Genomic DNA, 12,780 nt, shown 5'->3' on the forward strand with positions numbered 1-12,780 from the left:
CCGTTCGTCCCACAAGGTGCAACGGGAGTTTCCAGCCATCCGAAAGCGCTACTGGGGCTGCCGGTTTTGGGGGCGAGGGTACTTTTCAACCACTAACGGTGCCATCACCGAAGACATCGTACTTCAGCACCTGGAACAGCACATCGCTGATCCTACCGGCGCCAGCCGGTAGTCGTTCAGTATAAGTCCTTGATTTCAGTGGTGAGCCGTGCAGGATTCGAACCTGCGACCCACTGATTAAAAGTTTGAAGGACAAGCTGCGCATGTCATAACATGGTGGAAATTTTATCATTGATATTCTATAAGTTATAGGAAATACTCTGAACATAGCACCACACTGCTTTCCGCCCAAACGCCTGTGAAATGTGAGCCTAAAATGAGCCTAACAGACGCAAAGATAAAACGTCTGAAGCCCCCGTCGAAAGGGCAGAAGACATACTACGACGATGCTTTGCGTGGGTTCGGTGTACGTGTTTCGCAGGGAGGTACAAAGACATTTGTCGTCCTCTATGGCCCTCAGAGGCGCCGCAAATCACTCGGCCGGTATCCTGACATGTCGCTTGCAGAAGCCCGCGCTCGTGCTAAGAGCCTCCAGGCCGAATTTGCACTGGAAAGCCCGCGAGAGCATGTGCGGCCAAAACTGAAGTTCGACGATGCCAGACGCCTCTTTCTTGCCGATAGTGAACGGCGGAACAAGCCGCGGACAGTCGAAGAATATCGTCGATTGCTACACAAACACTTCGCGTTCGACCTGCCTCTTTCCGAGATCAACCGCCACAAACTGGTTCAGATACTGGACAGGCTGAAGTCCACGCCTGCTGAACAGAAGCATGCATTCGTTGCGATCAGGACAATGATGAACTGGTGCTGGAAGCGCGGATATATCGATGCTTCACCGGTCCCGCCCTTGACCTTCCCGTCTGCAGAACGAAACCGAATACTCCGGGATGACGAGTTGCGCAGCGTCTGGCATCGCGCCGGCGGATATGGATACCCCTTCGGAGCAATCGTTCAGCTACTTATCCTGACCGGTCAGCGTCGGAATGAGATTACCAACTTGAGAAGAAGCTGGATTGCCGGAGACACGATCACTTTTCCATCGGAGTACGTAAAAAACAATCGTGAACATTCAATTCCATTGGGGCCGAAAGGAATTTCGCTTGTGGAAAGCCTGCCCGAGACATCAGATTTGCTGTTTCCGTCACGACTGGACGACGCGAAGCCTTTCAATGGTTTCTCAAGAGCAAAAAGAAACTTCGACAAGGAAATCGATGTACAGCCATACACGCTCCACGATCTACGTCGAACTTTCAGCAGTCTGATGGCAAGGATTGGTACTCCGATCCATGTAACCGAGAGAATCCTGAACCATGCTTCCGGCACCATCAGTGGGGTCGCGGCCGTATATAACCGTCACTCCTACCAGGAAGAGATGCGTACGGCGCTTCATGCCTACGAGGCGCATCTATCCAAAATGCTCGAGTCCTGATATCCTTCGATCTCCTCGGGGCATAGTCGTAACCCTGAGCATCGCGATGCTCTTCAGCTATGGAGACATCGTGATGAGGATACTTTCAAAACGCCAGCTGAAGGAGTTGGTCTTGTACTCACCCCAACACATTTCACGTCTGGAGAAGGCAGGCCAATTCCCGAAAAGGGTACAGCTGGGCCCTAACAGAGTGGGATGGATAGAGGATGAGGTGCTGGACAGGCTTCAGTCCCGGCTGGATGAACGCGAAAGCACCTGACGACGCTCCCGCTACGGGAGCACGGGTGACCGGGCGTGCACAGCCCGGTCACCCGAATTGCTACGGAGCTGGAGCTCAGACTGCCAAGGCGCTACGATTTTTAATGACATGAAAAGATCAGAACACCCGGTCAAACGCACATACCCCATGTTGATTGCCAGCTACTGGTTGTCCCGGTGTGGTGTTCAGCAAGGAGCTCAAGTGGCCTCGCCTCCTGCAGCTCTTGGCGTAGAAACCTGGAAAGATGCGTATTACAGATTTTATGATGCGATGGGGGATGGTCGGTCACCACGGTCCTTCAGTAACAGCATGAAGAATGCACGTGATGTATTTGACACTCTCTTCGACAATGGCCGGATCGGGTGGGTCAATCGGGATGGTGACCAACCTCCACTGAGCGCCAGCTTTCAGCGTGTTCACGACGAATGGAGGACACGGTCGGACGACGAGCTTGAAAGTTTTGTTCTTGGACTCGTGGCCGGCTTGCCGGCTGCCACAGAAGGCGCTGTTCATAATCCACAGGCAAGAACCGAAGGTGGTAAGAAAGTATACGTTTCGGTTCGCCAGGAGCGGGATCCCAAATTGCGAGATGATGCTATCGCGCTTCACGGTCTCGATTGCATGGCGTGCAAGTTCAATTTCGAAGACCGGTATGGAGCCCTTGGCAAAGGCTTTGTAGAGGTTCACCACGTCGTACCCCTGACGCAAAGGGGAAAGTCAGATACTAATCCGGAAACTGACCTTGTTGTGCTCTGTGCAAACTGCCATCGTATGGTTCACCGCAACCGTGATGTGTGCCTTTCCCTCGAGGAACTGAAATCTCACATAAAACCTTCGGACGGTATGCCCTGAATTGACCTGCTCCCATAGTTGCGAAAGCAGTGTGGTTCACTCCAGCGATACGACTCAACAAGTACCAATCAGTTCTGCATGCTGCGCACCTTCTCTACGAAAGTAGAAAGGTTCATCAGCCACGACTGTTGAGTCTCGGTATAGCTCTCATGTATGCGTTCGGGCAGGATCAACTGGACATTATTGGCGATCATCTCCTCGGTCTGATTGCCGGATATTCCAGGTTCGAGCGTCAGCAGATGCTTCGTAGGTATTCGTGCAGCCTCAGACAGAACCTGCCGCCAGCGATCCTTGCAGGTCGATTTCGCCCCGAGCATTGCCAGACTCTCAACCGGGAAGGCGGCATCATGATACTGCGCCGCTCCGGGAAACAGAAAATCAGGCTTTGCCCTGTGCTCCGTCTCGGCACCTCGCTGATACTCGATACCATGTGCGACAAGAATTGCTTCAAGATGGTTTTCGAGTGCATAGCCAACCCTCGACTTCCGACGGTTCTGGACACTCAGAGAGAATTTGAGAAACCCATCCACGTCAACTGAGCCTTCTCCGGAAAATCCGGTTGTGAGACGATCAGAGACAATTTTTCTCTCAAGGCGTCGGAAAAGTGCTTCCTCATGGCTCATCCATGACAAGAGTGCCTCATCGGGATCCGCTATCGGGTCACAGCCGTCAAGCGTGTCTCGGGCGAAGCCCGAAAATTCGCGCGTCGTAGGAAAGCTATCGCCAAATCGCTCAAGCAGCCCATCCAGCCGATCGGCATCAGGCTCCTCAACCTCGATACCGAGCTCATCGAGAATGTACCTTGCAGCAAAATCCAGCTCACGATCGTTATCATCGCCGAACCGCTCGAGCTCGAACATTTCTCCGAGGCTGGCATCCAGTGCAAACAACCAGATCAGCTGGTTCTCCAGGGTCGTCTGTTGCGGAACGACGACAATGAGAAGTTCACCCGAACGCTGACGCGCGATAATAAGCAGATCGCCCGGCTCGGCCATCTCGAGAACTGCGCTGTGTGGATAATAAAGTCTCCACTCTGCTGAGCGGTGGGGCTGGTTCTTCCGCGCATCGTACCAGCTCAGCCAGCCTGTTTCCGAAAACCCGGCGTTCTCGTCACCCAGCCAGATGAATGCAGCCGGACGGCGCGTGAATTCTTCCTCACCAAGTAGAGCCCTCAGGGGACCTGAGCCATTCAGTTCATGCTGGTTTGATGTGTCTGGCCTGATCTCGACCGGGCGCAGCCTTTTTGCTGCAACACCCTGAAAGTAATTGGAAAGATAACCGAAATTCATTTCTGACAATTGTATCCTGCGACTTCGAGACTGTCACGATCCGAATACAACCATTCAGCACACTGGTCGATAATCTCTTCAGGATCACGACGCGCTGGCCCCTTGAGCGAGCATTCCCACACCACTCCTATCCTCCAGCTGGCATGTGCCAGAGCGGCAAGGTTTCGTTCATCTCGAGAACGGTTGGCTTCAAGTTTCGATCTCCAGAACTCCCGCCTCGTACGAGGCCATTTGAAAAGGCGGCAGTCATGCATGTGCCAGAAACAACCATGTGCAAAAAGCACGGCCTTGTAGCGCGGAAAAACAAGGTCGGGCCTGCCGGGCAGATCACGCGCCTGCAAGCGGTAACGGAAGCCCCTCTTGTGCAGGTTCTTTCGCAAAAAGAGTTCAGGTCGAGTATCGCGCCCACGGATAGCCGACATCATCCGGCTGCGCGTCTCTGGCCCGACAATATCAGCCATTTGCAGAAATAGGGGGGACGTCCTCGAGAAGGTCCGGTTGGTCGAGGTTCATCGCCCGATGAATGAACGGTTTCATATGCAATGCTACGGCCTCAGCCGCCTGGACCACTACCGCATTGCCGAACTGTTTGTACGCCTGCGTATCCGATACCGGTATTTGCCATTCAGGGCGGCCATCACGCTCAAATCCCATGAGACGTGCGCATTCCCTTGGTGTCAGTCTTCTCGGGCGCTTGCGAGCCCCCCGGTCGACCAGAATTTCCGATCCGTCCTTGTAGTAGCGTGCTGATAGCGTACGCGTGACGTCTTCCGGCCCGAAAACATCGTAACCAAATCCGTTTCCGGCTGCGCGATGCTTTTTCTTGTAGTCCTGCAGGTATTTCCAAAGCTTCGGCGACAGTGTGTACTTAGGATCAACCGAAGCAGGATCCTCGAGGATCGAACCTAACCTTGGCCCCGCATCCGGATCAGGAACAGTAAGACCATCGAACGAGAATCCGACGTCTTCGCGGAAGCCCACAATGAATATCCGTTCGCGTTTCTGGGGAACCCAGCTTTGTGAATTAACCACCCTGAATTCCACATGGTACCCCAGCTCCTCGCGCAGCGTCTTCATGATCACCTGGAACGTTTTACCTCGGTCATGTCGCTCAAGGTTCTTGACGTTCTCAAGCAGGAACGCAGCTGGACGATGATGCTCGATGAGCAAGGCCACATCAAAGAAGAGCGTGCCCTGCGCAGCATACCGGAATCCATGATCCCGCATCAGCGAGTTGAGCTTTGATACGCCCGCTATGGAAAACGGTTGGCATGGGAACCCGCCGACAAGAACATCATGCTCGGGAACGATTTCGGGCTTCTCGGAGTATTCCCGTATGTCTCCGGCAATCTCGTGATCGCAGCGGAAATTTGCGGCATAGGTCTTTCGACACGCGGCGTCCCACTCGGACGTGAAGACACAACGCCCGCCAGCCGCTTCCATCGCCAGCCTGAGGCCACCGATTCCTGCGAAAAGGTCGACAAAGCGAAATTTTCCTGCCTGTCCAGAACGGATGTTTTTTGCCTCAAGGAGTTCCCGCAATCGCCGCAGGTATATCGGCCGGGGTTGGGTCGTTCCGTCCTCGTAGCGGCGAACAGTTCGCGGATGAACCTCAAGGAGGCTGGCGACCTCTTCGATATCGAGACCAGCCTGTTCGCGGATCTGCGAGAATTCGGATTGTAGGGACATGCTCATTCTTTATCTGGGTTACTTTTTGACATATTGTCATGAGCTCACAGTGGTGTCCATAGCCAACTGTTCATAATTTGTTCCGTGCGCTTTGCTTCGAGTCTTTCATTATTCCGAGATTGCGATCGGGTCACGAGCAACGCCGTTCCATGGTTCGCAGAATGGGCTTTCCAAAAGATTGTAGTGGCGGCCGGTGCCACCATTGCCTGGCAGGGTTTGCGTCAGGAACACCCGGTCGCTTCCATCAGGTTCCATTGCCAGTAGCTCGAGAAAACGTCTCTCGTCCGTATGGCGCGAGAAAACAAACAGAACCAGCAAGTTCGCTCGAATTCCGTAATGTGACCGGTGCAGGCCATCTGCAAGCACCCGACGATAGTGTTCAATGTTTCTCTGGTAACTCTTGCGACGCTGAGCGCTTGATTTCGGTTCGGTACCCCGATCAACCTCCAGAGCAAACGCCCGGAAGCTGCCGCCGTAATCCAGCGCAAAGAGCTGGTCCGGTATCAGTCTTGTGCGCGCCACGGGGATTGCGAGATCGGCCCCGGTCCGGGCCAGGATTTCATGCGCCGGGATGTAGCGCACACCGGCGCGGGCAGCAGCGATGTCGATCGACCCGGTCACACAAGACACTGTGTAGCCGTGCCACCAGTGCCCGGTCGGGCGAACCGTCGGCTCATCGAGGCCAAGGTCCCGAAGATGATCCTTCGCCTTTTTCGTGAGGTCGTAGATATACGGGTTGAACTCCGCGCGCTCGGTCGCGCGTTGCTGGCGCGGTAGCGCGAGATACCCTCCCGCGCGGAGTTTCTGCATCTGCCTGAGCGCTGTATCCCTGCAGCGGTGCGTGTCGTGGGTAAGCTCGTAGAGGTACTGCGAACTTTGCGGGCCGTGGCGTTCGATGTGCTTGAGCCAACGGATTTCACGCTCGGTGGGCCGCACATGCGATTGCGGCGCGATGTGGTGGAAGGTGGCCCGGCCCAGGCTGTCTGTCTGCGGTTGCGTCATGCGGCCAGGATAGACTTCCTCAGAGCTCCGGCGAAGGTTTGAGCGGGTCGTCGGGGTCGTTTTCTTCCGGCGTCTCCGGCGCGTCGTCTTCGGATGTGTCGCTATGCTCGACCGTGGTCTGCCAGGGTTCCGCATAGGTTTCCCGGCACTGTTGCCTTATGGCCTCGATCTCATCTTTTGTGGCTTTCGGCAGCTTTTCCAGAACGAAGAACGGAAAGCCGATCGGCACGGCGCGTTCGGTCAGGCCGCGAATGAAGGTGGCAAACGTGCCCTTGGGCTGGCTCTGGATGAGTTCCGGGTTGGCATTCATCTGCCCGGCCAGCGCTCGGGCATCCCGCGCCGAGACACCGCCCGCGAGCTTGATCGAGGTATTGGCCTCGAAGGCCTCCTGCAATCCGCTTGAGAGCTGGCCGAGATACTGGTGCGCCATCACCATGCCGACCCGGTATTTGCGGGCCTGGCTGAGGATGATGCCGATGTTCCGGTCGAAGTAGTCCTGCGCCTCGTCGACATAGACCATAACCGGCAGACGGTCCCAGGAGGGCAATGTGGCGCGTTCCTGCGCCGCCTGGGCAATGAGCGCAATGAAGAAGCGGCCGAAAATTTCCGTGCCCTGTTCCTTCAGCAAGCTCTTCGAGGTGTTGATCAGGATGAGCTTGCCCGCATTCATCTCCGAGAACATGTCGAACTTGCTCTCTGGGTGCGAGAACATCCGCTCGAATGTCTGGTTTTCCAGCACCCCATAGAGGCGGCGCAGCACCTGCGTTTTGGTGTTGGCGAACTCCTTGCTGTCGAATTCGGTCTCGAAAAACCGCCGCGGCGTGCCGGAGAGCTGGTCGATGTACGCGCGGTATGTCTCGACCCCGCCCGGCTCCATCAGCTCGCGCAGCGTGTGGATCGTGGCATCGGGGATATGGAACATGAGCCGCGTCACGTAGCGGAAGACCACAGACTGTTTGGCCGTCATGCCAGCCGAGAGCAGCGAGCCCAGCACGAAGTCATAGAGTTCGATGATCGAGTTGGTGAGCCGCTCGCGCTCGAGCGGGTCGTAGCTCTCCAGCCGGTCCTGGCCGACGGAGAAGAGATTAAGACAGACCGGCCAGCCGATATCTTCGGGATCGATCAGCACGATCTTCTCGGGCGGCACGGTCTTCGCGTGCAGGATCGTGTCGATCAGGTCGCCCTGGCTGTCGATCACCACCACGGTCTTGTCGCCGCGTTCGACTTCTTCGAGATCCTTGGAGATGAAATACTGCAGCGTCTGGGTTTTTCCGTGGCCGGAGCCGGCGACGATATGCGTATGCTCGAAGCGTCGTTCCTCGGGAATGGTAAAGGGTGTGCGCAGGCTGAAAAGGTCTTTCAGGTGCGTGCCGCGAAGGTAGGTCTCGACCACGTCGTCGTGCTTGTAGTCGATGGGAAGAATGGGGTTGGTGCGGTGGGTGGCGGCGAGATTGGCATCCAGCCGCTCACGCAGCGCCTTGAAGTGATGGTAGTCGTTCTCCTGAAAGAAGGGGGCGATGACGTTCTGCACGGTCTGGCCGAGCGGCTGGGTGAACTGCGTCACCTCGACCAGGACATCGCCCTCGACGGGCGGGACCGCATCGGCAACGGGCGCCAGCGCCTTCGAGATAATCTCCAGCGCCGACATGACCATCACCCGGTCGCTTTTCGCCTGTCCGGCCTTGGCGAGCATGTCCCGGTAGCGGGCGCCCTCGACGGTGTTGCAAAGGGCCGGCGGCGGCGGGATTTCCGGCATCAGTCCTTCCTGCTCGAAAAGCGCCCGGCCGATCTGCAGCAGCTGCACGCGCAGGGACGACGGCACATCCGGCGGCCAGTGGCTCGAAAGGCCCGCGTCGATCTCCTCATCCTTGAGTTGCACGGAGCCCGCGACCGCATGATGGTAGAGCGTCATGGTTTCGTCGCGGGCGAGGCGTTCGAGACGTTTGGGGTTCTCAATGTAGAGGCGGTAGCCGACATAGGCCGGAATGGCGATCAGCGCGACATAGGAGACGAGAATGGCAATGAGCAGGATCAGGGCAAGAATGAGCGCACCCACAACCACGCCGAAATAGTCGTCTGAAGAATTCCTCGCCATCAGAACTCGATCACGGTGCGATCCGCCGTATCAGCATTGTCGTCGAGCCAGCGCTTCATCTGCGCCAGCATGTCCAGCAGATTGTCTTCGTAGATCTTGGCTTTCGAGGGATTGGCGCAGAGAAACCGGTCGGTTCGGCCATCCATCAGATGCTCAACCCGGAGCTCGAACTTCTCGTCGCGGTCATCCACCCTGGCCGTTGCCGGTCGCCTGTCCACCAGCTTTGTCTTCAGGAGATTCCTCTGCCGTATGATCTGCTTTTCCTCATGGGTAAAGGCGACCGTCAGGTGTACCTCGTAATAGGTTGTCTTGAACAACAGACCCTTTCGGACCGTATGGTGAGAAATCGAAACCCGCATTGCTCAACCTCATTCAGAATGGAAGGGTCGGGAGGGCGGGTTTATCAATAGCTGGCGGTGATAAAGTCACGGGTTCCGATCCTAGCATTCTGTTCCGCTACGCATCGCCATGTTCCGCCCCCGATGCCCATACCGGATACACATAGGGGTTGGGGGTCGGTATGGGGGGGTCAACACGCTTGGCCTCACGCTACTTCGTCAGATTCTTGACGTGCCGTTTTGCATTGCCGAGCGTGAGGAAACTGGCACCCTCGACAAAGTACCGATTGCCCCGTTGTTCTATCATATGACCGTTATACATCGTCGCGTTCTCGGGAATTTCTGCTGCCTGCGGCTCAGCCTCGCTTTCGTTTGGAGTGTCGGCCTCCGCCTTGCGATATGGCGATGATACGGGAGGCTCTTCTCTGGACGATGCAGCTGCGAAGCTTTGTGGCGCATCACTCGCGCCCTTCAGCCCGCGTCGCGATACCTCGAGTTGGTCACGAGCGATCTGAAGCATCTGCTGAGTGTATTCGGCCGTATCGACCGTTGCTCGCCCGGCCTGCACAAAGCCGACGAAAATCAGGCCGACGGCTGCAATTGAACCACCAATCAGGAATGCAGTGACGGCCGCGCCGACCCCTCCGTATTCACCGACACTTGCCGCCATGCTAACCGCCATAAGTCCACCGATGACGACAAGCGACCAGCCGCAAAACTCCATGAACGAAAATATCTTCCGCGCAACTTCGTAGCTTCGCATGCAATTGTCCCCATTTTTCGAAAAACGCTGCGACTTTTGGTTGCAGGAGTCAAGAAACTGGAGACGTGAGAGGGGACATGAGGTTCGGGTGGGTCTAGCGCCGATCAGCCCGGACCCTGAAAATCTCTGTGATGAGACATATCGCAGAGACAGTCAGCGCACTTGGCCTCGCACACGACCGTACGGCGGACAGACTCTTCGGGATCAAGCTGGCTGACCGGTTGATGCACCTTCACGTCGTCGGGCAAACCGGAACAGGGAAATCGACACTTCTTGGCAATCTGGCGCTTCAGGATGCAGCGTGTGGATACGGATTCTGCCTGATCGACCCACATGGTGATCTGGCTGGGCGTCTTTCTGAAACCCTTGGTGAAAATGCCATCGTGTGGTCACCAGCCGACCCCGATAATACATATGGGTATAATCCGCTTACACATGTTCCGGCAGAATACCGGCCTCTAGTGGTGTCAGGACTGATCGATGCGTTCCGGAAGCAATGGGCGGATGCATGGGGTGTTCGCATGGAGCACTTGTTGCGCCACGCACTGCTCACCCTTCTGGATCAGCCGAGGTCTGATCTACGGGACGTCATGCGACTCTTTCTCGATAAGGATGTGCGGATGCACATGCTGGCGCAGGTCACGGATCCTCAGCTGCGATTTTTCTGGACGCAGGAGTTCACTCGTATGAACTACAGGACCGCAATCGATGGCGTTGCACCGATCGCCAATAAGCTCGGGGCATTCCTCAGTCACCCCAATGTCCGGAAAGCAATCTGTGCACCCAAGGAGCCGCTACGTTTTCGACGGATCATGGACGATGGCCAGATCCTCATTGTCAATCTCAGCAAGGGAAGATTGGGGGCAGATACCGCGAACGTGCTTGGCGGTCTCATCGTATCAAGCATCGTCAATGCGGCTCTGAGTCGACAGAGCATTCCGCAGATCAAGCGGCGCCCCTTCATGCTGCACGTCGACGAGTTCCATTCCTTCACCACAGCAGCGATAGCTGACATACTTCCGGAGACGCGGAAGTACGGGCTCGGTCTCACGCTCGTACACCAGCACGTTGCGCAGGTTGATCCGGACGTGTTCGCGGCAATAATGGGGAATGCGGGAAGCCTCATGGTGTTCCGGGTAGGCGCTGAAGATGCGCCGGTCTTTCTTCGTCAGCTTGAAGACGTCACGCTCAGCGACCTGATCAATCAGCCCAACTACAGAGCCCTGACGCGGATCATGCTCGATGGTGAGCGAACACGGGTTTTTTCGATGAAAACACTACTGGCAGGAAAAACCGCCTTCGAAAGAAGGCGGTGAAAGCTCAGTATTCGCTTGCCAACATGATGGTCAGAACCCGGTGCGTCACCGCAGGATCTGCCGGGTTGGGCGAATATGCCTGCAGGTCGAGGTCGTATGGATCGATTTTCCAGAAGATCTTCTGGCCATCCAGTTCGATCGCGCCGAAATCATGCTCGCCCCACGGATCGTTGTCTTCTGTGAAGGCCTCGAACCGTCTGACGGCACTCACCGCCTTTGTCACGAAATCCGGGCCAAAGGCGGAAATACCTTCCGTTGCCAGCATTGAACCTCGTCCCATGCCGCTTTTCCGGAACGCGTCGTTCAGATCGCATACACGGCGCTTCGGCGGATCATCGGGTCGAATCCATTGGAGTCTGGTTTCACCTTCACACGCGTGGCAGTATGCATCATCGAAGCTGTTTTCAAGCTCCCAGACACCGGCGTGGCGGTTCCAGCAGGCCCAGGCATCGGTGACAACACGTTCCGATCCGCAACTTGCGCAAACCGGCACGTCAACAACAGTATCAAGGCTACATTTTCCGTGTTCGGACATCTCGCTTTCCTCCGTTCGGGTGGCCGCCCGAGACCATCTCGGGCGCACCCCGCGAAGGGCGAGACGAAGTGCTATTCGACCACACTGTCATCGGCAGGTGCAGTGCCGAACACGGATTCGGTGAGAGAAAGGGCTTCGAAATAGATAAGCACCTTCGGTTCCGCCTCCCATGGTTTGCGGACCTTTGGCAGGTAGGGACGCATGGCCGGGTACCTGCGCGCGAGATCCCTGGCTTCTTCAAACCGGTTAGAATACGAATGCAAACGCACGATCTCCACGTTCATTACATCGGCAACGTTCGCCACAGATGTGATGGCCGCGATTATCTCACGGGTCTTCGGGCCTTTTTTAGATCTGGAAAGAACCTTTTCCGTGATGACCAAGTCGGGCCTCAGACTCTCGATCTGCTGTGCCGCATAGGCTTGGGCTTCGGGTGGGCCGGAACTTGCTTTCCTGGACATTCCGAGATCGACAACCGTGCCCATTTTCAGGAGCACATGCGCTACACGCCCGCTGGCTGCGGCCATGGCAAGAACACACCCTCTAGCATCCATAGTGATCAATTATCCGCTCGACACGCACTTCCAGATTGTGCAGCGCATTATTGCGAACGAACCGGCCAAGCCATCCGGAACGTGGTTCCGGCAGATCGAACAGGCGTTGGCGAATCAACCGGGCCCGGTCTCTGAATAACGGTTCGACCAACAGCTCCATTGTGCGTCCAAAGATGATGGCCACGCCACACAGATCGGGCACACTCGGTGCAGCGTGTCCAAGCTCCAGGCGCGATACATGGCTCTGCGACACCCCGAGAAGATGCGCGCAGTCCGCCTGACTGAGGCCCGACTTCCGGCGGGCATCGATCAGGCTTTGCGAGAAATCTTGCATAAAGATCGAATGAACTAAGGCTTGTAATCTGGCCGTGGCAGCACGCAACGACAGGAATCCTCTACATCCCTTCATTGCACGGGCAACCAGTTCTCTTCCTCCATCGGGACGGTCTCGAGGATATCCGTCGATTGTCGGAGGGGTGAAACCCCTCCGATCCCGAGACCGCCCGATGGTGAGGTGTGCCTGAGCATCGGGATGGTCTGGGGGAAATCCTAACCGAGCTACATATCCCTGCAAGACCCACCCGTAATGCGGATTTGCA

Annotated in this window: 15 protein-coding genes; 4 read left to right on the forward strand and 11 right to left on the reverse strand. The window is 56.4% G+C overall.

Going from position 1 to position 12,780, the window contains the following annotated elements; translation table 11 throughout:
• From C6W92_RS06575 to C6W92_RS06585, 3 genes are all read left to right on the forward strand, one after another.
• Positions 1 to 172, forward strand: a 172-nt coding sequence (locus C6W92_RS06575) for a transposase (protein ID WP_206735509.1), incomplete at its 5' end; no start/stop codon positions are given.
• Positions 173 to 376: 204 nt separating this feature from the next.
• Positions 377 to 1,489, forward strand: coding sequence for a site-specific integrase (locus C6W92_RS06580; RefSeq protein ID WP_129432221.1), 1,113 nt, complete (start codon positions 377 to 379; stop codon positions 1,487 to 1,489).
• Positions 1,490 to 1,562: 73 nt separating this feature from the next.
• Entirely contained in the window at positions 1,563 to 1,748 is a 186-nt protein-coding gene (locus C6W92_RS06585) for an AlpA family phage regulatory protein (protein WP_129432308.1), read from the forward strand.
• Between the two features lie 285 nt (positions 1,749 to 2,033).
• On the opposite strand, the gene C6W92_RS17940 is transcribed toward C6W92_RS06585, so the two are convergent.
• The 8 genes from C6W92_RS17940 to C6W92_RS06625 form a co-directional block, all read right to left on the reverse strand.
• Positions 2,034 to 2,438 carry a hypothetical protein gene (locus tag C6W92_RS17940; RefSeq protein WP_241691088.1) on the reverse strand — a complete coding sequence of 135 codons (405 nt, stop codon included), beginning with the start codon at positions 2,436 to 2,438 and terminating at the stop codon, positions 2,034 to 2,036.
• 230 nt (positions 2,439 to 2,668) lie between these two features.
• Positions 2,669 to 3,889, reverse strand: a complete 1,221-nt coding sequence (locus C6W92_RS06595; RefSeq protein WP_129432223.1) for a type II restriction endonuclease — start codon at positions 3,887 to 3,889, stop codon at positions 2,669 to 2,671.
• On the reverse strand, positions 3,886 to 4,350 hold the full coding sequence (locus tag C6W92_RS06600) for a very short patch repair endonuclease (protein WP_129432224.1): 465 nt from the start codon (positions 4,348 to 4,350) through the stop codon (positions 3,886 to 3,888). The genes C6W92_RS06595 and C6W92_RS06600 overlap by 4 nt, the downstream gene beginning before the upstream one ends.
• Positions 4,343 to 5,578 carry a DNA (cytosine-5-)-methyltransferase gene (gene dcm / locus C6W92_RS06605; protein WP_206735507.1) on the reverse strand — a complete coding sequence of 412 codons (1,236 nt, stop codon included), beginning with the start codon at positions 5,576 to 5,578 and terminating at the stop codon, positions 4,343 to 4,345. Before dcm ends, C6W92_RS06600 begins: the two co-directional genes overlap by 8 nt.
• Before the next feature lie 108 nt (positions 5,579 to 5,686).
• The gene (locus tag C6W92_RS06610) at positions 5,687 to 6,580 is read right to left on the reverse strand and encodes a replication-relaxation family protein (RefSeq protein WP_129432226.1); all 894 of its coding nucleotides are present in this window, start codon (positions 6,578 to 6,580) and stop codon (positions 5,687 to 5,689) included.
• 19 nt (positions 6,581 to 6,599) lie between these two features.
• Positions 6,600 to 8,636 (reverse strand): ATP-binding protein, encoded by a 2,037-nt coding sequence (locus C6W92_RS06615; RefSeq protein ID WP_206735508.1) that lies wholly within the window; start codon positions 8,634 to 8,636, stop codon positions 6,600 to 6,602.
• Positions 8,637 to 8,674: 38 nt separating this feature from the next.
• Positions 8,675 to 8,992, reverse strand: a complete 318-nt coding sequence (locus C6W92_RS06620) for a hypothetical protein (RefSeq protein WP_241691089.1) — start codon at positions 8,990 to 8,992, stop codon at positions 8,675 to 8,677.
• Positions 8,993 to 9,224: 232 nt separating this feature from the next.
• Positions 9,225 to 9,776, reverse strand: coding sequence for a hypothetical protein (locus tag C6W92_RS06625; RefSeq protein ID WP_129432228.1), 552 nt, complete (start codon positions 9,774 to 9,776; stop codon positions 9,225 to 9,227).
• 131 nt (positions 9,777 to 9,907) lie between these two features.
• Here C6W92_RS06625 and C6W92_RS06630 point away from each other — a divergent pair, with 131 nt between their 5' ends.
• Positions 9,908 to 11,092, forward strand: coding sequence for a DUF87 domain-containing protein (locus C6W92_RS06630; RefSeq protein ID WP_129432229.1), 1,185 nt, complete (start codon positions 9,908 to 9,910; stop codon positions 11,090 to 11,092).
• Positions 11,093 to 11,096: 4 nt separating this feature from the next.
• Here C6W92_RS06630 and C6W92_RS06635 read toward each other — a convergent pair whose 3' ends face one another.
• The 3 genes from C6W92_RS06635 to C6W92_RS17620 all read right to left on the reverse strand — a co-directional run bounded on the left by C6W92_RS06635 (position 11,097) and on the right by C6W92_RS17620 (position 12,563).
• On the reverse strand, positions 11,097 to 11,627 hold the full coding sequence (locus C6W92_RS06635; RefSeq protein ID WP_129432230.1) for a DUF3768 domain-containing protein: 531 nt from the start codon (positions 11,625 to 11,627) through the stop codon (positions 11,097 to 11,099).
• A 71-nt stretch (positions 11,628 to 11,698) separates the two neighbouring features.
• Positions 11,699 to 12,154: a hypothetical protein gene (locus C6W92_RS06640; RefSeq protein ID WP_129432231.1), complete on the reverse strand. Its 456-nt coding sequence runs from the start codon at positions 12,152 to 12,154 to the stop codon at positions 11,699 to 11,701.
• 16 nt (positions 12,155 to 12,170) lie between these two features.
• Complete coding sequence (locus tag C6W92_RS17620) at positions 12,171 to 12,563, reverse strand: helix-turn-helix transcriptional regulator (protein ID WP_164989183.1); 393 nt, start codon at positions 12,561 to 12,563, stop codon at positions 12,171 to 12,173.
• Between the last annotated feature and the right edge of the window lie 217 nt (positions 12,564 to 12,780).

The sequence above is a fragment of the Roseovarius sp. A46 genome (assembly GCF_004126395.1).
In the GTDB taxonomy this organism is placed as follows: domain Bacteria; phylum Pseudomonadota; class Alphaproteobacteria; order Rhodobacterales; family Rhodobacteraceae; genus Roseovarius; species Roseovarius nitratireducens.

What these genes read in the sequence shown, in the direction of transcription:
- C6W92_RS06635 (WP_129432230.1), bottom strand. Translation starts at nt 11,627, where the DNA reads ATGTCCGAACACGGAAAATGTAGCCTTGATACTGTTGTTGACGTGCCG.
- C6W92_RS06625 (WP_129432228.1), bottom strand. Translation starts at nt 9,776, where the DNA reads ATGCGAAGCTACGAAGTTGCGCGGAAGATATTTTCGTTCATGGAGTTT.
- C6W92_RS06585 (WP_129432308.1), top strand. Translation starts at nt 1,563, where the DNA reads ATGAGGATACTTTCAAAACGCCAGCTGAAGGAGTTGGTCTTGTACTCA.
- C6W92_RS06580 (WP_129432221.1), top strand. Translation starts at nt 377, where the DNA reads ATGAGCCTAACAGACGCAAAGATAAAACGTCTGAAGCCCCCGTCGAAA.
- C6W92_RS06600 (WP_129432224.1), bottom strand. Translation starts at nt 4,350, where the DNA reads ATGGCTGATATTGTCGGGCCAGAGACGCGCAGCCGGATGATGTCGGCT.
- C6W92_RS06610 (WP_129432226.1), bottom strand. Translation starts at nt 6,580, where the DNA reads ATGACGCAACCGCAGACAGACAGCCTGGGCCGGGCCACCTTCCACCAC.
- C6W92_RS06640 (WP_129432231.1), bottom strand. Translation starts at nt 12,154, where the DNA reads ATGGCCGCAGCCAGCGGGCGTGTAGCGCATGTGCTCCTGAAAATGGGC.
- dcm (WP_206735507.1), bottom strand. Translation starts at nt 5,578, where the DNA reads ATGTCCCTACAATCCGAATTCTCGCAGATCCGCGAACAGGCTGGTCTC.
- C6W92_RS06595 (WP_129432223.1), bottom strand. Translation starts at nt 3,889, where the DNA reads ATGAATTTCGGTTATCTTTCCAATTACTTTCAGGGTGTTGCAGCAAAA.
- C6W92_RS06630 (WP_129432229.1), top strand. Translation starts at nt 9,908, where the DNA reads ATGAGACATATCGCAGAGACAGTCAGCGCACTTGGCCTCGCACACGAC.